Source organism: Brachybacterium paraconglomeratum (assembly GCF_039541415.1).
GTDB classification, from domain to species: domain Bacteria; phylum Actinomycetota; class Actinomycetes; order Actinomycetales; family Dermabacteraceae; genus Brachybacterium; species Brachybacterium paraconglomeratum_A.
This window is the reverse complement of sequence record NZ_BAABGE010000010.1, coordinates 130,772-147,954: the sequence shown is the minus strand read 5'-3', so window position 1 is coordinate 147,954 and position 17,183 is coordinate 130,772. Positions and strand designations below refer to the sequence as shown.

General features: G+C 69.1%; 16 protein-coding genes. 2 read left to right on the top strand and 14 right to left on the bottom strand.

Features of this window, described 5'->3' with window-relative positions; all coding sequences use genetic code 11:
- Positions 1 to 32: 32 nt before the first annotated feature.
- Positions 33 to 1,532, bottom strand: coding sequence for an IMP dehydrogenase (gene guaB, locus ABD893_RS15275; RefSeq protein WP_345082220.1), 1,500 nt, complete (start codon positions 1,530 to 1,532; stop codon positions 33 to 35).
- Positions 1,533 to 1,841: 309 nt separating this feature from the next.
- On the opposite strand from guaB, the gene ABD893_RS15270 reads away from it, so the two are divergent.
- Positions 1,842 to 3,491 (top strand): inorganic phosphate transporter, encoded by a 1,650-nt coding sequence (locus ABD893_RS15270; protein ID WP_345082969.1) that lies wholly within the window; start codon positions 1,842 to 1,844, stop codon positions 3,489 to 3,491.
- 49 nt (positions 3,492 to 3,540) lie between these two features.
- Here ABD893_RS15270 and ABD893_RS15265 read toward each other — a convergent pair whose 3' ends face one another.
- The 8 genes from ABD893_RS15265 to ABD893_RS15230 form a co-directional block, all read right to left on the bottom strand.
- Positions 3,541 to 4,317, bottom strand: a complete 777-nt coding sequence (locus ABD893_RS15265) for a hypothetical protein (RefSeq protein WP_345082217.1) — start codon at positions 4,315 to 4,317, stop codon at positions 3,541 to 3,543.
- Positions 4,314 to 5,396 (bottom strand): pseudouridine synthase, encoded by a 1,083-nt coding sequence (locus tag ABD893_RS15260; RefSeq protein ID WP_345082215.1) that lies wholly within the window; start codon positions 5,394 to 5,396, stop codon positions 4,314 to 4,316. Before ABD893_RS15260 ends, ABD893_RS15265 begins: the two co-directional genes overlap by 4 nt.
- Entirely contained in the window at positions 5,393 to 6,094 is a 702-nt protein-coding gene (locus ABD893_RS15255; RefSeq protein ID WP_345082212.1) for a hypothetical protein, read from the bottom strand. Before ABD893_RS15255 ends, ABD893_RS15260 begins: the two co-directional genes overlap by 4 nt.
- Positions 6,095 to 6,230: 136 nt before the next feature.
- Entirely contained in the window at positions 6,231 to 8,498 is a 2,268-nt protein-coding gene (gene betT / locus ABD893_RS15250; RefSeq protein WP_425548395.1) for a choline BCCT transporter BetT, read from the bottom strand.
- Positions 8,499 to 9,081: 583 nt separating this feature from the next.
- Positions 9,082 to 10,668, bottom strand: coding sequence for a chaperonin GroEL (gene groL, locus ABD893_RS15245; protein ID WP_345082206.1), 1,587 nt, complete (start codon positions 10,666 to 10,668; stop codon positions 9,082 to 9,084).
- Between the two features lie 14 nt (positions 10,669 to 10,682).
- Positions 10,683 to 10,979 carry a co-chaperone GroES gene (gene groES / locus ABD893_RS15240; RefSeq protein ID WP_345082203.1) on the bottom strand — a complete coding sequence of 99 codons (297 nt, stop codon included), beginning with the start codon at positions 10,977 to 10,979 and terminating at the stop codon, positions 10,683 to 10,685.
- A 185-nt stretch (positions 10,980 to 11,164) separates the two neighbouring features.
- Complete coding sequence (locus tag ABD893_RS15235) at positions 11,165 to 11,956, bottom strand: hypothetical protein (RefSeq protein ID WP_345082200.1); 792 nt, start codon at positions 11,954 to 11,956, stop codon at positions 11,165 to 11,167.
- 60 nt (positions 11,957 to 12,016) lie between these two features.
- Entirely contained in the window at positions 12,017 to 12,679 is a 663-nt protein-coding gene (locus ABD893_RS15230) for a hypothetical protein (RefSeq protein ID WP_345082197.1), read from the bottom strand.
- A gap of 192 nt (positions 12,680 to 12,871) precedes the next feature.
- Between ABD893_RS15230 and ABD893_RS15225 the strand changes: the two genes are divergently transcribed.
- Positions 12,872 to 13,045 (top strand): hypothetical protein, encoded by a 174-nt coding sequence (locus ABD893_RS15225; protein WP_345082193.1) that lies wholly within the window; start codon positions 12,872 to 12,874, stop codon positions 13,043 to 13,045.
- A gap of 98 nt (positions 13,046 to 13,143) precedes the next feature.
- Here ABD893_RS15225 and ABD893_RS15220 read toward each other — a convergent pair whose 3' ends face one another.
- From ABD893_RS15220 to ABD893_RS15200, 5 genes are all read right to left on the bottom strand, one after another.
- Positions 13,144 to 13,998: a metallophosphoesterase family protein gene (locus ABD893_RS15220; RefSeq protein ID WP_345082190.1), complete on the bottom strand. Its 855-nt coding sequence runs from the start codon at positions 13,996 to 13,998 to the stop codon at positions 13,144 to 13,146.
- A 79-nt stretch (positions 13,999 to 14,077) separates the two neighbouring features.
- Positions 14,078 to 14,674 carry a molybdenum cofactor biosynthesis protein MoaE gene (locus ABD893_RS15215; protein WP_425548386.1) on the bottom strand — a complete coding sequence of 199 codons (597 nt, stop codon included), beginning with the start codon at positions 14,672 to 14,674 and terminating at the stop codon, positions 14,078 to 14,080.
- Positions 14,671 to 15,222 (bottom strand): MogA/MoaB family molybdenum cofactor biosynthesis protein, encoded by a 552-nt coding sequence (locus ABD893_RS15210; protein WP_345082188.1) that lies wholly within the window; start codon positions 15,220 to 15,222, stop codon positions 14,671 to 14,673. The genes ABD893_RS15215 and ABD893_RS15210 overlap by 4 nt, the downstream gene beginning before the upstream one ends.
- Positions 15,222 to 15,677 carry a cyclic pyranopterin monophosphate synthase MoaC gene (gene moaC / locus ABD893_RS15205; protein ID WP_345082963.1) on the bottom strand — a complete coding sequence of 152 codons (456 nt, stop codon included), beginning with the start codon at positions 15,675 to 15,677 and terminating at the stop codon, positions 15,222 to 15,224. Before moaC ends, ABD893_RS15210 begins: the two co-directional genes overlap by 1 nt.
- 113 nt (positions 15,678 to 15,790) lie before the next feature.
- Positions 15,791 to 17,074, bottom strand: a complete 1,284-nt coding sequence (locus ABD893_RS15200) for a molybdopterin molybdotransferase MoeA (protein WP_345082185.1) — start codon at positions 17,072 to 17,074, stop codon at positions 15,791 to 15,793.
- Positions 17,075 to 17,183: the final 109 nt, after the last annotated feature.

Genomic DNA, 17,183 nt, shown 5'->3' with positions numbered 1-17,183 from the left:
GGGAGCCTCATCCGCCTCCCGGCCCGGACTGCTCAGCGCGAGCTGTAGTTCGGCGCCTCGACGATCGCCGCCATGTCGTGCGGGTGCGATTCCTTGAGCCCGGCGGCGGTGATGCGCACGAACTGGCCGCGCTCCTTGAGCTCGGGCACGGTGTTCGCGCCGACGTAGAACATCGACTGGTGCAGGCCGCCGGTGAGCTGATGCACGACGGAACCGAGCTGGCCCTTGTAGGAGACCCGGCCCTCGATGCCCTCGGGAACGATCTTGTCGTCGCTGGGGACGTCAGCCTGGAAGTAGCGGTCCTTGGAGAAGGACTTCTTGCCGCGCGAGGACATCGCGCCCAGCGAGCCCATGCCGCGGTAGGCCTTGTACTGCTTGCCACCCACCAGCACCACCTCACCCGGTGATTCCTCGGTGCCGGCCAGCAGCGAGCCGACCATCACGGTGTCCGCGCCAGCGACCAGGGCCTTGGCGATGTCTCCGGAGTACTGCAGGCCACCATCACCGATCAGCGGGACCCCGGCGGGACCGCAGGCCTTGGAGGCCTCGTAGATCGCGGTGACCTGCGGGACGCCGACACCGGCGACGACGCGGGTGGTGCAGATGGAGCCCGGGCCGACGCCGACCTTGACCGCGTCGGCCCCGGCATCGACCAGGGCCTGCGCGCCGGCGCGGGTGGCGACGTTGCCGCCGATCACCTGGACGTCCGCGAAGTACGGATCGCTCTTGATGGTGCGGATCATCTCCAGCGCCAGGCGGGCATGGCCGTTCGCGGTATCGACCACCAGCACGTCGACCCCGGCGTCGCGCAGCGCACCGGCGCGCTCGAGGGAGTCCCCGAAGAAGCCCACTCCAGCGCCGACCAGAAGGCGGCCCTGACTGTCCTTGGAAGCATCGGGGAACTGCTCGGACTTCACGAAGTCCTTCACGGTGATGAGCCCGGTGAGCCGGTTGTCAGCGTCGATCAGTGGCAGCCGCTCGCGCTTGTTCTTCCGGAGCATGGCGGTGGCCTGCTCCGGGGTGACGTCCTCGGGTGCGGTGAAGAGCTCGGTGGTCATGACGTCGCCGACCTTGGTGGTCGACCACTCGGTGACCGAGATGAAGCGAAGATCTCGGTTGGTGCAGATGCCCAGCAGACGCAGGTCTGCATCGACCACGGGCAGGCCGGAGACTCGGAACTGCCCGCAGACGGCGTCGAAGTCCTCGAGAGTGGCTTCGGGGCCGATGGTGACGGGGTTGGTGATGCGACCGGTCTGGGTGCGCTTGACGAGGTCGACCTGATGGGCCTGATCCTCGATGGAGAGGTTGCGGTGGAGGATGCCGATCCCGCCGTGGCGTGCCATGGCGATCGCCATCCGGGACTCGGTGACGGTGTCCATCGCCGCGCTGGCCAGGGGGATCTTCAGGGAGATCTCCCGGGTGAGACGACTGGAGGTGTCCGCCTCAGAGGGGATCACATCCGTCTCTCCCGGCAGCAGGAGGACGTCGTCGTAGGTGAGTCCGATGAAACCGAAGGGATCCGCGCTCGTCATGTACCGATGGTAGCGGCGCAAGCGCCCGTCGTGCAGTCTCGCCCACCACAGGTAAGACCCACCTCTCACTCGTTGACCTGCACGGATGCGCGAGGTGGGCGGGATCACGGCAGAGCTTGCCGCAGCACGCGACCAGTCGACGCCCCAGATCTGGACGTCGCGAGCATCAGCTCTCCGCACCCCGGTGTTCCTCGGATGTTCACCCTGAAGCCCTTGACGGCCTACAGTGGCGACGGCCCTGTCGGGGGATCCGAGCATCTGCAGGTGCGCGGCCTCTCCCCCCTCCTCCTCACCCCCGGGAACTCGACGATGCCTGGCATACCCGCCCAGAAGACCCCTGACGCTCCAGTCACCGGGGGCTTCCTCGGCCCCGACCGCAACTGGCACCTCGGCGCCGGCCTGATGACAGCGGCGACTGCTGTTGCCTTCACCATCTGGGCGTTCGCCCATACCGGCACCGATGTCAACGCCTTCCTGCTGATCCTGGCGATCGCCTTCGGGCTGTTCATGGCGTTCAACATCGGCGGCAACGATGTCGCCAACTCCTTCGGCACCAGCGTCGGAGCGGGGACGCTGACCATGAAGCAGGCGCTCGTGGTCGCCGCGGTCTTCGAGGTCTCCGGTGCGGTGCTCGCCGGCGGCTCGGTCACCGAGACCGTGCGCAGCGGCATCGTCGACATCAGCGCCGACACGGACCCGCGGGCCTTCGCCTTCATCATGATGGCCGCTCTGCTGGGCGCGGCTGTGTGGCTGCTGCTCGCCACCAGGATGGGCTGGCCCGTCTCGACCACCCACGCGATCATCGGCGGCATCGTCGGCGCCGCCGTCACCACCGGGCTGGTCACCGGCACCGGCGGCTTCGAGATGGTGCAGTGGAGCGAGATCGGGAAGATCGCCATCTCCTGGGTCCTCTCGCCGCTGCTGGGCGGTGTCTCCGCCTACCTGCTGTTCGGAGCCATCAAGCGCCACATCCTGGCACCGTCGGCACGGGCCATCGCCCTCGGATCACGAGGGTTCGATGACTCCGAGGATGACGACGACGAGGACGAGGACGACGAGGACGACACCGAAGACGGCCAGAGCCGCCACGTGTCCGGGCACGAGCGTGTCTCTGAGCTGCAGCAGCTCGCCTTCGCCGAATCTGCGGCGCTTGACCTCACCCCCGGCGGACCCGGCGCGGAGTTGGCCGAATATGCCTCGCATCTGACCAAGAAGCAGCGCAAGGCCGCCCGCAAGGTCGAGCGCCGCGCCGCTTATCACGCGCTCGAGAAGCGGGTCCCCCCGCTCGCAGCCGCTGCTGCCGTGCTGCTCGCGGCGATGCTCGTGTTCAAGGGTCTGAAGAACGTGGGGCTGGATCTCTCGATCGGCAGCGGGGTGCTGCTGCTGGTGATGCTCGCCCTGGGCGCGTGGATGGCCACGACCGTGTTCGCCCGCGCCCTGAAGAAGCAGTCGATCTCCCGGGCGACCTTCATCATGTTCAGCTGGATGCAGGTCTTCACCGCCTGCGCTTTCGCTTTCAGCCACGGCGCCAACGACATCGCCAATGCCATCGGCCCCTTCGTCGCCGTCCTCGACGTGCTGCGCACCGGGACCGTCTCGCAGGAGGCCGCCGTCCCCACCGCAGCGCTGGTGGCCTTCGGCGTCGCGCTGGTCTCCGGGCTGTGGTTTGTGGGCCGCAAGGTGATCCACACCGTGGGCACCGGGCTGACCGCGATGCACCCCTCCTCGGGCTTCGCCGCCGAGCTCGCCGCGGCCACGATCGTGCTGCTGGCCTCGGTGCTGGGCCTGCCCGTCTCCTCCACGCACATCCTGATCGGCGCCGTGCTCGGCGTCGGGATCGTGAACCGTGCGGCCAACTGGAAGCTGATGCGGCCGATCTTCCTGGCCTGGCTGATCACCCTGCCCGCCGCCGCCGGCATCGGCGCCGCGGTGGTCCTGATCCTCCGCGCTCTCTTCTGAGCAAGGCCCGGGGCAGCGCTCCCCGGGTCAGGGCACCTCTGAGCAGCCCTCAGGGCTGTGGGTCCCCGTCCTGGGCGGGTTCCTTGCCGCCGAGCACCCGGCGCACCCGATCGAACTCCGCCTGGAAAGCGGCGTCGTCGTGCTCGTACTCCTCACGCCACGGCATGCCGAGGCGCTCCGCGAGCTCCCGGTGGGAGCGGGCCCGGCGTGCCCGGCGACTCTCCCGCTGCAGCTCGGCCCGGGGCGGGGAGTGGCGCAGACCGGCCGCACCCTGCAGGGTGCGCAGTCCGTCGAACGAGGCGGCATCCCAGCCCACCTCGGGGATCACCCACTGCTGCACGGGCTGACCTGCTCCGCCCGGCCCCCTGATCCCGATCAGGGCCATCCCCCCGCGTTCCGCCTCCCCCACCGCATGATCGACGCTCGACAGCGGCTCCCGCTGGATGATGCGCAGGCCCTTGCGCAGGACAACGCTCCCCTGCTCCTCATCCAGCAGCACCACCCGCTGGGTCAGCAGCAGCGGCACCAGCGCCCACAGCGCGAACAGCGCCCACAGCAGCAGTGCACCGAACAGCAGCTGCACCCAGGCTGGATCCAGCAGCTGCTCGAGCAGGCCGTCCTGTCCGGCACGCAGTCGCGAGCGGCGCCACTCCTGGATTCCTGCCCCGGCGAAGGGACTCAGCAGCAGCGAGACCAGCGGCAGGCCGATCAGGGCGCCGGGGGTGTAGCGGGCCCGCACGGTGGGGCCGACGATCACGGCGCCTGCTCGGGTGCGCCGGGGTGCGGGCGCCGAGTCGGCGGACTCGGGGAAGCGGGGATCGGTCACGGCCCCAGGGTACGAGACCCCATCCCCAGCGCTTGGGAGCTGCGGAAGTCCCGCTGCGCTCCGGTGATCGGATCCATGAAACGAAGACGGCGCGCAAGCAGCTGCAGAGGCAGACCCTCTGGCCAGACCTGCTCGGACGGGCGGGGCCGCTGAGCGGGCCAGTAGAGGTCCTCGCCCAGGATCGGCGCCCCGCGGGAGGCGAGCTGGACGCGCAGTTGATGGGTACGACCGGTGCGCGGACGCAGGAGCACGTTCAGCACTCCGCCGGACTCCTCCGCGTCGCCGGCCTCCGCGGCCTCCCCGTCCCGCTCTGTCGCTGCAGCGATCACCTCGAGCTCGCTCTCGGCGTTGGGCACCCCGGACAGCACCTGCGAGGTCAGCTCTCCCCGGCGCTTGACCAGGTGATCCCGCAGCTGGCAGCTCTCGCCCGGCCGGCGTGGCAGGGTCGAGGATACGGAGCGGATGATCCGCGCTTCGTACTCCTTCTCCACTTCCGCGCGGGCGAACAGCTGCTGGTAGGCGGAGCGCTCCTCGGGGCGGATCCCGAAGGCGAGCACCCCGGCTGTGCGCCGGTCCAGTCGATGCAGCGGGACCAGCGTCTCGATGCCGGTCTCGCGCCGCAGCCTCACCAGCGCACTGGCCAGGATGTGCATGCCGCGCGGCATGGTGGCCATGTCATGGGGCTTGTCGAGCACCAGCAGATGCCCATCGCGGTGCAGGATCCTCAGCTCGATGTCGGGAACCTGCTCGGGGCGCAGCTCGCGATGGAACCACAGCTCGTCACCGGGGCTGAGGAGTTCCTGCGCGCCCCAGGCCCGGCCGTCGGGGTCGACGATCTCCCCCGCGGCGAACCGGGCCGGAAGCGGGGTGGCTGCCGGGTCGATGAGCGCCGGGAATCTTCTGCTGAGCATCTCGAGCGCGGCGCCGGCAGAGGGCGCGTCCTGCGGCACCCGCCAGTGCACCGCATCGAGGCCTTTGCGCTGAGGGAGCGGTGGTGGGGGCCGACGGGCACGCCGCCGCGCCGCCCGCCCGGGACGGGAGGCATCGCCGGTCCCGGCGTTGCCCGGAGCTGCGTTCACAGCCCCCACACGACGAAGGTCAGCACGTTGTGGCCGACGTAGAACAGCAGCAGCGCCAGCAGCAGCGGGTTGGGATGGCGATCCACGAAGCTCATCGCCTGCGGCGCCTGCCGCTTCAGCTCAGCGGGGGTGATGGCATCGATATGCACGATCCCCACCCCGGCCTCCCGGGCACGGCGGAGGGTCATCTCCTGGGCGCGCTGACCGAAGAAGCGGCTCGAGACCGCGAGGAGGCGGCGGCCCTGGCGATCCATGACGTAGACGCCGTCGTAGGCGGTCTCGGGGGCGTCGAGCGCTTCGGCGGCGCTCGCGCCGCGGTCGATGTCACGCGCCGCGATGACCTGCCCGACCTCATCCCAGCGGGTCGTCCGCGTGCGCCGGAACAGGCTCCGCAGCACGAAGCCGTTCTCGTCGATCTGCAGCCAGGAGGTGATCACTCGCAGCATCGTCACCGTCACGGCGACTGCGATCACCACCCAGATCAGCAGCGGCAGGGTGAACAGCAGGTCATGCATCATCGCCGGGTCGTTCCAGAGACGCTGGCCGACGAAGCTGATGATGACCAGGAACTCGAGCACCACCAGGAACACGAAGCCCACCACCAGCGAGCCGATCACCACGGAGGCGGGCGGCCCGTAGGTCCGGGTGGGGAGGTCTCCGTCCTGCGCCGGGGTCACGGCATCCGGTGTACTGATCACCACTTTTCCCTCCGACCGTAGACCTGGCTGTGACTCAGCCCATCTTAAGCCGTGGTGCCGTCATTCCGACGCAGCTCGCCGCACCCCGGAGGCCGTGGTACCCCCGCACCCGACCAGCAGTGATGGCCGCAGCCCCTCACTCCGCGGTGGGGGAATGGGTGGGGACTGCGCCGAGGGTGCTGGGGGTGAGAACGCTGGGTCCCCCGACCTCCGCCGCATAGCTGAGGTACTGGATGTGGTTCTCATAGCGGTCCAGCACATCGTTGATGATCTGCTGCCGGGTGAGGCCGGTGACGTCGTAGCCCTCGGCGCCCGTCTGCGTGAAGACATCCAGGCGCTGGTAGGTGGTGCGATCCCGAGCGACCCGCGCTCCGAAGGTCGGTACGGGCGTCTCCACCGGCGCCACCCGGTAGAGGAAGTCCCGCTCCTCGCCCATCCGGATGACGAGCGTGTTGATCATGACCGCGGTGGCCGCATCGGTGACCTGACGGGTCTGCGCGTCATATCCCTGCTCCCTGAACTCCCGGGACACGTCCTCGAGGGCGGGAGCGACGATCTCTTCCGAGAACTGTGCGACCGAACGGTCGCTCGGATAGGAGCGGAGGTTCGCCAGGCGCTGACGCCAGGACTTCTCAGGTGCGAATCCGCCGTGGACCGCGACGTCGGGGCGGCGCAGCACCCGTCCCTCACGATCTGCACGCTCCATCCTCAGTGCCTTCGAGAAGCTCGCCATCACGAGATACGCGACCACGGTGACCGGCAGCCCGAAGATCAGCGTTGCGTACTCCATGGTGGTCACCCCACCTGCGGTGAGCATGGCGACCGTTAGCAGCGCGGTCAGGACGGCCCAGAAGATGCGCAACCACTTCGCACCGTCCTGAGCGGGGTCGGGGATGGTCGAGGAGAAGTTCGCCATCACCAGTGCGCCGGAGTTCGCGCTGGTGAGGTAGAACAGCAGCCCCGAGAGCGTGGCCAGGCCGATCAGGAAGGCGGCGCCGGGGAACATCTCCAGCAGGGCGTACCAGCCCTGCTCCGGCTGTTCCACGGCGAGCTTGGCGAAGGCCCGGCTGGCGGGGGTGTCCTTGAGGACGACGGCCAGGGCGCTGTTGCCGAAGATGGTCACCACCAGCAGGTCGCACAGCACCGGGGCGGTGATCGCGGCGAGCACGAACTCACGCAGGGTGCGGCCGCGGGAGATGCGCGCGAGGAACATGCCGACGAACGGTCCCCATGCCAACCAGAAGGCCCAGAAGAACAGGGTGGCACCGGCCATCCAGTCCGAGCCCCCGGGTTCGTAGGCCATGGTCTGCAGAGTGCGTTCGGGCAGAGTCGCCACGAAGCGGCCGATGTTCTCCACGATGGCGTTGAGCAGGAAGGAGGTCTGGCCGGTGACCAGGATGTACAGCAGCATGGCCCCGGCGCTGTAGAGGTTCAGCTCCGAGATCAGTCGGATGCCCCTGTCCACCCCGGAGGTGCAGGCGGCGATGGTCATCACGACCGCGACGATGACCAGGGCGATCTGCAGTCCGAGACCCTGCTGCAGTCCGAACAGCCACGAGAAGCCGACGTTCAGCAGCACCACACCAATGCCCATCGAGGTGGCGACACCGAAGACGGTGCCGACCAGGGCGAAGATGTCGATGACGTCACCCGCGGCCCCGCGCACGCGCTTGCCCAGCAGCGGGTAGAGGGCAGCGCGGATGGACAGCGGCATCCCCCAGCGGTAGGCGAAGTACCCCATCGCCATGCCCAGCAGCGCGTACATGGCCCAGCCGGCCACGCCATAGTGGAACATCGTCCACACCACGGAGTCCTGCAGTGCGGCCGCGGACTCCGGGGAGACGTTCGGGGGGCTCAGGTAGTGCGAGATCGGCCCGGTGACCGAGTAGAAGAGCATGTCGATGCCGACGCCGGCCGCGAAGAGCATCGCCAGCCAGGTCATGAATCTGTACTCGGGACGGGAGTGGTCCGGTCCGAGCCGTACGCTGCCCTCCTTCGAGAACGCCACCCACAGCACGAAGATGATCACCAACGACACGGTGAGGACGTAGAACCAGCCGAGGTTGGTGGATATCCAGGTGACCGCGGAGAGCATGGTGTCCGCCGCCATCTGCGGAGCGAGGATCGTCCACAGCGAGAAGCCGAGGATGATCGCTGAAGAGGACAGGAAGACCACCCAGTTCACGCGCGGACCGCGTGCGGCGGGGAGCTTCGGTGCCTCCTCGACGCGGCGTTCATCCCGGGTCAGGTCCTCCGGCCCCCGCTGGAGGTCCTCCTTCTTCACCGGGGCGCGCCGGGACTCCCGCTCCGCACGCGCCTCCTGACGAGTGCTCGCTCCGAGCTTGCCGCGGGCGATGTTCGCAGCTTTCCGCTCACCGTCGAGCGGCAGCTGCGGCTCTGGCACGTCCGCCTCGGCGCTCCGACCCGGATCCCGGGGAAGGCTCGAGTTCGAGGAGGGCAGCTTCTCTGGCTCATCCTGAGGGGTGGGCGGGGTGCTGGATTCGGGCACGCGTTCTTCCGTTTACGGGTCGTGGACAGGTGCGGTACCGGAGGAGTGCACACGACCTCGTGCCGCAAGCGGCGACGGGGATCCGGGTGGTGTGTGGGTCGGCGACGTCCCACCGGTACCCGGCGGGATCACGGTAGTTGATAATTGTCTGAACGACAATGGGGGCGCGATGGACCTTGCTCACGTCCGCTGGGCTCGCGGTACCCGTGCGGGCATGACGAAGGGGCGGACTGCCCGGGTCTCCCCGGACTGTCCGCCCCTTCGTTGCGGGCCTGCTCAGCGCAATGCTGGGCGCCGACCCACGTCGATCACTCTCGAACCGATCTCCTGCCGTTCGCGCCTGCCGGCCGCTCGTTCCTCGCGGACGACCTGCGCTCACAGCTCGTCGATCACTCTCGATCCGACTGAGCGATCTCCTGCCGTTCGCGCCTGCCGGCCGCTCGTTCCTCGCGGACGACCTGCGCTCACAGCTCGTCGATCACTCGTTCTCGTCGTCGCGCTTGTCGATGATGAGGGTCTCGGTGGTCAGCACCATGGCGGCGATCGAGGCGGCGTTCCGCAGAGCGGAGCGCGTGACCTTGACCGGGTCGATGATGCCGGCGGCGACCAGGTCGACGTACTCGCCGGTCGCAGCGTTCAGGCCGGTGCCGAGAGCGGCCTCCCGGACCTTCTCGACCACGACGTAGCCTTCGAGGCCGGCGTTCTCGGCGATCCAGCGCAGCGGCTCGACGACGGCGCGGGCCACGGCGCGGACGCCGACAGCCTCGTCGCCCTCGAGGCCGAGGCCGTCCTCAAGGACGGAGGACGCCTGGACGATGGCGCTTCCGCCACCGGCCACGATGCCCTCTTCGATGGCAGCGCGGGTCGCGGAGACCGCGTCCTCGATGCGCATCTTCTTCTCCTTGAGCTCCACCTCGGTGTGAGCCCCGACCTTGATCACGGAGACACCGCCGGCCAGCTTCGCGAGGCGCTCCTGGAGCTTCTCACGATCCCAGTCGGAGTCGGTGTTCTCGATCTCGGCGCGGATCTGCGAGACCCGGTCGGTGACGGCCTGGTCATCGCCGGAGCCGCCCACGATCGTGGTCGAATCCTTGGTGACGACGACGCGGCCGGCCTGGCCGAGCACCTCGGTGCCGACGGTCTTGAGATCCAGACCGAGGTCAGAGGTGACCACCTGGGCACCGGTGAGCACCGCGATGTCCTGCAGCATCGCCTTGCGGCGATCGCCGAACGCGGGGGCCTTGACCGCTGCACCCTTGAAGGTGCCGCGGATCTTGTTGACGACCAGCGTGGACAGTGCCTCGCCGTCGACATCCTCCGCGATGATGAACAGCGGCTTGCCGCCTTCGACGACCTTCTCCAGCAGCGGCAGGATGTCGGCGACGGCCGAGATCTTTCCCTGGTGCAGCAGCACGAGAGCATCCTCGAGGACGACCTCCTGGCGGTCTGCGTCGGTGACGAAGTGCGGGGAGATGTAGCCCTTGTCGAACTGCATGCCCTCGGTGAAGTCGAGCTCCATCGCCGTGGTGGAGGATTCCTCCACGGTGATGACGCCGTCCTTGCCGACCTTGTCGAACGCCTCGGCGAGCAGGTCGCCGATCTCCGTGTCCTGGCTCGAGACGGAGGCGACGGAGGCGATCTGGGCCTTCCCGTCGACCGGCGTGGCAATCTCGCCGAGCTTCTCGGAGAGCGCCTCGACGGCCTTCTCGATGCCGCGCTTCAGCGCTGCCGGGGCAGCACCGGAGGTGACGTTGCGCAGGCCCTCGTGCACGATGGCCTGGGCGAGGACGGTGGCGGTGGTGGTGCCATCACCGGCCACGTCGTTGGTCTTGGTCGCGACCTCCTTGGTGAGCTGAGCGCCGAGGTTCTCGTAGGGATCCTCGAGCTCGATCTCACGGGCGATGGTCACGCCGTCGTTGGTGATAGTGGGTGCGCCCCACTTCTTGTCGAGGACGACGTTGCGGCCGCGGGGGCCGAGCGTCACCTTGACAGTGTTGGCGAGCTTGTCGACGCCACGCTCGAGGGCCCGACGGGCTTCCTCGTTGTAGATGATCTCCTTGGCCATAAAGCTCAGTCCGCTCAGTTCTCGATGATTGCGAGGATGTCGCGGGCGCCGAGGACGAGGAACTCCTCGCCGCCGTACTTCAGCTCGGTGCCGCCGTACTTGGAGAAGACGACCTTGTCGCCGACCTTGACGTCCATGGGGACGCGCTGACCGTTGTCGTCGAAGCGACCGGCGCCGACGGCGACGACCTCGCCCTCCTGGGGCTTTTCCTTCGCCGTGTCCGGGATGACCAGGCCGGAGGCGGTGGTCTGCTCTGCCTCGAGCGGCTTGACGACGACGCGATCCTCGAGGGGCTTGATGGAGACCGACATGCGGCTCACTCCTTCATGAAGAGAAATGACTCTGCTTGAGTTCTGGGTAACGGGATCCGGTTCCGATCGTCGTCGCGGTGCCGACCGGGGGAAGATCCCACTGCGGCAGTCTCTGGCACTCTCGGCCGTTGACTGCCAACGAGGCACACTCTAGATCGCTCGCTGGCACTCATGCAAGACGAGTGCTAAATGATGGTCGGTCCGCGACCCTGTTCCGGCTCCCTCACGGTCTCGGAATCCGGCTCCGGCTCCGGCTCCGGCTCCGGCCACAAGGTCTTCGCCCGGGCACTTCCCCGTGGTCCGCCGCTGATGACGCCGCCCACCATCGCCACCCAGGGCAGTGCCAGCGCCCATACCGCCCACCACCCGAGGTCTCCTGCCTCATTCCGCCACGAGCCGAAGCCTGCCCACGGGAAGGTGTCCTTCGGATCGATCAGGAAAACGACCAGGAGTGGAAGGGGGATCAGCAGGCTGGTGATCACTTCGCCCCAACGCGCCGCCCATACCCGTGCCCGGCGAGCGCGCGTGGCATCGGCGACGGTGCGCCGTCGAGGCTGCTGCAGTTCGATCTGATCGATCGGGGAGAACCACGCAGTGAGCCAGGAAAGAGGCACGACAGCGAGCAGCACCAGCATGGTCGGTCCGGACCAGAGTGGCGGGAGCTCCGCGGACCGTCCGACGATTCCCAGCAGGTCGATCCCCCACGCACCCAGAATCCAGAGCAGGATCCAGCCGCCGACCACCAGGTTCAGTCCCCAGAGCGTCACCGTCCACGCGATCAGTGCCCGCCGCACCCCGGGCCTCGCATCCCGCTCGTCGACCTCTTGGAAGAATGCTGTACGGGCGCGACGCCTATGGCGTTGGACGTCCTGATCGCTTGCCGCCGCCTCATCCACCACCGGATCGGGTCGCTCCCCCGGCGGGATCCAGTGCTGCCGAAGCTGCTGCAGCCCCTTGGTGATCGCGGTGGTCAGCACGAGCTTCGAGGAGAGCAGGCGCAGCGGCAGCAGGCGGCGGAGGGTCTCGCGCGGGAGCGATCAGATCACTCCGACCAGTCGCCCCACCTCGCCGAGGCGTGGGATGCGAGGTCTGGTCTCGAGCTGCGTCGTGGCGAGGATGCCTCCATCGGCCTCGAGCGTCTCGAGGTGGTGGGCGAGGTTCATATAGCCCTCTGCGGCGGCCGCATCGAGCTCAGCGTCCGCGAGCACGTCGCGCAGTTCGAGGATCACAGACCGCACTTCGCGCCGGTCGAGGCCGATCAGCTCCGGGCGGATCCTGAGGGCCCGCATTCGATCCAGCACCTCCTCGAGGAGGTCGAGCACGACGTTGCCCGCCTCCCGCACCCAGCGCACGGCGTGCGGGGCCGGCAGGATGGCGCCGAGCTGCTCTTCGGTGAGCTGCTGGGACTCGAGGTGGTTCCACGCGTCTCCGATGCGCTCCAGATCCTGATCGGTCTCGATACCTTCGAGACGGGGAATCTCGTATCCGGCCCGGCCGAAGACCTCCCTGGCCTCCTCCAGGGTCGTCTGGACCACGGAGAGGCGGCGCACGCTCGCCGGGCGCACGCCCAGGGCCAGCAGCAGTTGCCCGATGGCGACCCACAGGAAGGTCTCGTCCAGGAGCTGACGGACCCATCGAGGCAGTCGATCACCGTGCCCGAAGATCCTGCCCAGGAACCGCTCCAACAGCCAGTCACGCATGGAAGAAAACCTCTCGTGTGGACCTAAAGAGCACCAGGTCACACACTTCTTGTGAAGCTGGCAACTTGTCGGGAGCCATCGCGTGCCAAGGCGTCCGCCCGCGTTGTATAACAGAAGTATCGATGACGCCGTGGCACCTGCGATCCAGGGCCCGGCCGATCACCTCACTCCGAACCGAAGGGGACCCCGATCATGAACTTCCTCCGCACTCTCAACTCCGCACTGGGCCGACTCTCCGAGCGCATGCAGGGTCAGGACGTCGAGCGTCACAACGCCGTCCCGAACAACCGCCTCGGCGCGGACTTCGCCGCCGTGGCCCGGGCACGCAGCAGCCAGGGCATCAGCCCGCTCGGCATGAGCCGCTGACCTTTCCGGAGCAGCATCACGAAGCCCCTGCAGAACGAGTCTGCAGGGGCTTTCGCATGCCTGTGGCCGGCGCTGGAGGCGGCTCCGGTCGCTGAGCCTCAGCGCCCGGCGGCCTCCACGATCTTCGCGACCTGCTCAGGACTGAAGCGGTAGACCGGGAGTTCAGCGTCCCCCGCCGTGTCCCCCTGGTTCGGAAAGACGGAGCTGAACACCCGGGGTGCTCCCTCGTCGAGTTCGATCACGCTCGCCCCGGACAGCGCCAGCGCCTGTTCGCTGGTGGCGGCGGTGACCGGGTCCACCACGTTGGTGATCCCCGGGGCGACGTGGACCGGGATCCCGGCGATCGCCCCGTTCATCGCGTGGTGATAGTGGCCGGAGAGCACGATGCGCACGTCGGTCCCTTCGAGTACGGCGGCGAGCTCGTCGAGTCCCTCGAGGTCCAGTCCGCGCAGCAGGGCAGTCGCACCCACCAGCGGCGGATGATGGACCGCGAGCACCGTCCCGGCCTCGGCAGGGTCGGCCAGCACGTCCCGCAGCCAGTCGAGCTGTGCCGCCTCGAGATGCCCGTACCCGGCGCCGGGGACGCTCGAGTCCAGCACCACCACGCGCCCTCCCCCGCTCAGGGGCACCACCCGGTCCTGGCGGGCGGCGACGTGCTGGCCGGGGTCGATCTCGTCGCTGTAGACGCTGGAGACGTCGTGGTTTCCCATCACCACGGCGAGCGGTGCCCCGAGCGATGCCGCGAAGGGATCCAGGAGCTCGTGCAGCAGGCGGTAGCTCTCGGCGGTGCCGTCCTCGGAGGCGTCCCCGGTGTGGATCACCACGTCGATGTCGCGCAGGCCCTCGAGGCGGGTCAGCACACCCCGCAGGGCGGCGGTGGTGTCGATGCGGTCGTAATGGCGCGCCGACGGGTCGCCGTAGAGATGGGTGTCGGTCAGGTGCAGGATGCGCATGGGAGCACGGTAACCATCGCGAGTGTCCGGCAGGTGAAGCCCGGGGGATGCGCCGACGGGCCCATCCTGCTGGCCGGGCTCAGCCCAGTGCGCCGACCCATTCGCTCTCGCCGTCGTCGAAGAGCTGGTGCTTCCAGATCGGGACCCGTTGCTTGACGGTGTCGACCAGCTCATCGCAGGCGACGAAGGCCTGCTTGCGGTGCGGTGCGGCGACGGCGCAGACGAGCGCGGAGTCGCCGATCTCGAGCGGGCCGACGCGGTGGGCGACGGCGATGAGGGTGTCGGGATAGCGCTCCGCGATCTCGCGGGTCACCTCGGCGATCACCGCACCAGCGGTGGGATGGGCGGAGTATTCCAGCCGCTCCACCCCCCGACCGCCGTCGTGGTCGCGCACCACTCCATCGAAGGTGACCACGGCGCCGCAGCGCGGATCGGAGACAGCCTGGATCATCTGGGTCACCGTGATCTGCTCCTGGCGGATCTCGGCGAGCCGGGCCCGTTCAGCGCCGTCACCCATCGCGGGGTCCCCGGCGATGCGCAGCGGCTCCGCCTCTGCACCGTCGAGCGCAGCAACGAGACGCGCGGTGTCGAATGGCGTCAGGCCGCGGGTCGGATCGGCCGAGGTGGTCGGGTCGCTCGCGGGGAGGCTGGGTTCGATGCCGTTCTCAGGAGTCATGCGTGATCGCCTCCGTCGCGCTGTTCGAGCAGATGGTCGAGGATCGGGTCGAGCACCTCGATGCCGTCCTGCACTCCCCCGCGGGAACCGGGCAGGTTCACCACGAAGCTGCGCCCGGCCATGCCGGCCAGGCCGCGGCTGAGCAGCGCAGTCGGGACCTTCTGTGCGCCGAGCCGGCGCACTGCTTCGAGGATGCCGGGCATCTCCCGCTCGATCAGCGGGGCGGTCTGCTCCGGGGTGACGTCGGTGGGGCTGATGCCGGTGCCGCCGGAGGTGACGATGATGTCGATCCCCTCCGCGATCGCCTCGGCGAGCGCAGCGCCGACGTCGGGCCCGTCGCTGACGATGCGCACCTGGACCTGCTGGAGACCCCGTTCGCTGAGCCACTGCTTCAGCAGCGGACCGGTGCGGTCCTCATAGGTGCCGTCGGCCGCCCGAGTGGACGCGATGATCACGCGGGCGCTGCCGGTCAGCAGCGGCGCCGCCTCGTCCTCCTCGCGCGCCGTGCAGTCCTCATCGGTGCGGCGGGCCGGGATCTGCTTCACCATCAGTGGTCCGTCCCTGATCTCGTCGCCGTCTCCCGCGTCCAGTCCCCGCTCTTGCCACCGGACTTCGCGAGCACCTGGATGCCCTCGATCGTCGCCAGATGGTCCACAGCCTTGATCATGTCGTAGAGCGTCAGCGCGGCCACTGTCGCTGCGGTGAGCGCCTCCATCTCGACCCCGGTGACGCCCTTGGTGCGCACGCGTGCGGTGATCTCGACCCGGTCCTCGCGGGGCACCAGGTCCAGCTCCACCCCGGACAGCGGCAGCGGGTGGCACAGCGGGATCAGCTCGTGGGTGCGCTTGGCGCCCATGATCCCGGCGATCCGGGATGTGGCCAGGGCTTCTCCCTTGGGCAGGTCCCCCTCGGCGATGCGGGCGACCACATCGGGCCGGGTGCGCAGCACGGCGCGGGCACTCGCCTCGCGGGAGGTGATGGCCTTGTCGGTCACGTCGACCATGTGGGCGGAGCCGTCTGCTCGCACATGGGACAGATCGCCCGCGGCACCATCCGCAGGGAGGTCATGAGTTGCGGGTCCGTCATTCACCGCGGGACCGTTCACAGCGCTGGCGTTCATGAGTCTCCTCCAGGGATCAGCAGGGTCTCGAGGAGGTCGCCGTCGCGCACCGCCGCAGTGCCGCTCGGAATCAGCACCAGCGCATCGGCGGCCGCATAGCCTCCGATCAGGTGGGAGGAGGCCCCGCCCACCAGGCGCACCCGGCCGGAGGGCAGCACCCGGGCCCGACGGTACTGATCCAGCGCAGCCGGTGAGGACTCCTCCGCCTCGAGCTGGACCGGCAGGTGCAACCGGCGGCGAGCGGGAGCGCCGAGCGCGGGCCGGGCGATGAGCTCGCAGCTCAGCAGCGCGGAGACCGGATTGCCGGGGAAGGCCAGCCAGGGAACCCGGCGTCCGTCCACCTCCACGAAGCCGATGCCCTGCGGCCCGCCCGGCTGCAAGGCGACCGTGGGGAAGGCGAGGGTGACGCCGTCATGGTCGGCCGCGTGGCGCACCACCTCGAAGGCGCCCATGCTCACCCCTCCGCTGGTGACCACGAGGTCGACATTCAGCGTCTGGATCACCCGGCGCAGATGCGCGAGCAGGGCACCGGCGTCATCCGGCACCGCACCGACGTGGACCACCTCGGCGCCCGCCTCGGTGAGCGCGGCGGCCAGCCCGGGACCGTTGGCGTCGAAGAGGCTGCCGGGGGCAGGAGCTGCGCCGGCCAGAGAAGCTCGGGACTGCACCTCGGAGCCGGTGGAGAGCACCACCGCGCGCAGCGGGACGTCCACCTCCACCTCCCCCACTCCGCAGGCGGCCAGGTGGGCGATCCGAGCGGGGGTCAGCAGCCGGCCTTCCCGCAGCACCGTGTCCCCGCGGCGGGTGTCGGATCCGCGGCGGCGCACGAAGCGCCCGGCCGCAACGGAGGTGGGGGTGAGCGTGACGGTGTGTGCTGAACCGGTCTCGGAGACCTCGTCGGCAGCGGTGAAGCGCCCCTCGGCGCTCTCCTCGACCGGGATCACCAGCTCCGCGCCGGCCGGGATGGGGGCGCCGGTCATGATCGCCCGCGCGGTGCCGGGGGCGAGCTCAGCAGGCTCATCGCCGGCGGCGATCGTCGGCCCCAGCGGGAGCATCACGCGCGCACCGGGGCTCTGGAGATCCCGCGCCGCGAGCGCGAAGCCGTCCATCTGAGAGTTGTCATGACCGGGAACGTCCACGAGCGCGCGCTGCTCGCGGACGGCCACCCTCCCCACCGCGCGACCGTCCACCGGGATCACCTCGGTGGTGCGGACGGCGCCGAGCAGGGCGACAGCATCCGCCACATGATCGACCAGGGTGATCCGCTGGGCACCGGACATCTCGTTCTCGCTCCCGTCAGCACGTTCGAGCGTCTGCGTGACGCCCCTCCAGTATGGCGCTCAGAGTCTCGGCCCGGTGCCGCTGAACTCGCCGGGCGCGCCAAGGCAT

Coding starts and splice junctions, on each gene's coding strand:
- guaB (WP_345082220.1), bottom strand. CDS start 1,532: ATGACGAGCGCGGATCCCTTCGGTTTCATCGGACTCACCTACGACGAC.
- ABD893_RS15270 (WP_345082969.1), top strand. CDS start 1,842: ATGCCTGGCATACCCGCCCAGAAGACCCCTGACGCTCCAGTCACCGGG.
- groL (WP_345082206.1), bottom strand. CDS start 10,668: ATGGCCAAGGAGATCATCTACAACGAGGAAGCCCGTCGGGCCCTCGAG.
- groES (WP_345082203.1), bottom strand. CDS start 10,979: ATGTCGGTCTCCATCAAGCCCCTCGAGGATCGCGTCGTCGTCAAGCCG.
- ABD893_RS15230 (WP_345082197.1), bottom strand. CDS start 12,679: ATGCGTGACTGGCTGTTGGAGCGGTTCCTGGGCAGGATCTTCGGGCAC.
- ABD893_RS15225 (WP_345082193.1), top strand. CDS start 12,872: ATGAACTTCCTCCGCACTCTCAACTCCGCACTGGGCCGACTCTCCGAG.
- ABD893_RS15220 (WP_345082190.1), bottom strand. CDS start 13,998: ATGCGCATCCTGCACCTGACCGACACCCATCTCTACGGCGACCCGTCG.
- ABD893_RS15215 (WP_425548386.1), bottom strand. CDS start 14,674: ATGACTCCTGAGAACGGCATCGAACCCAGCCTCCCCGCGAGCGACCCG.
- ABD893_RS15210 (WP_345082188.1), bottom strand. CDS start 15,222: ATGGTGAAGCAGATCCCGGCCCGCCGCACCGATGAGGACTGCACGGCG.
- moaC (WP_345082963.1), bottom strand. CDS start 15,677: ATGGTCGACGTGACCGACAAGGCCATCACCTCCCGCGAGGCGAGTGCC.
- ABD893_RS15200 (WP_345082185.1), bottom strand. CDS start 17,074: ATGTCCGGTGCCCAGCGGATCACCCTGGTCGATCATGTGGCGGATGCT.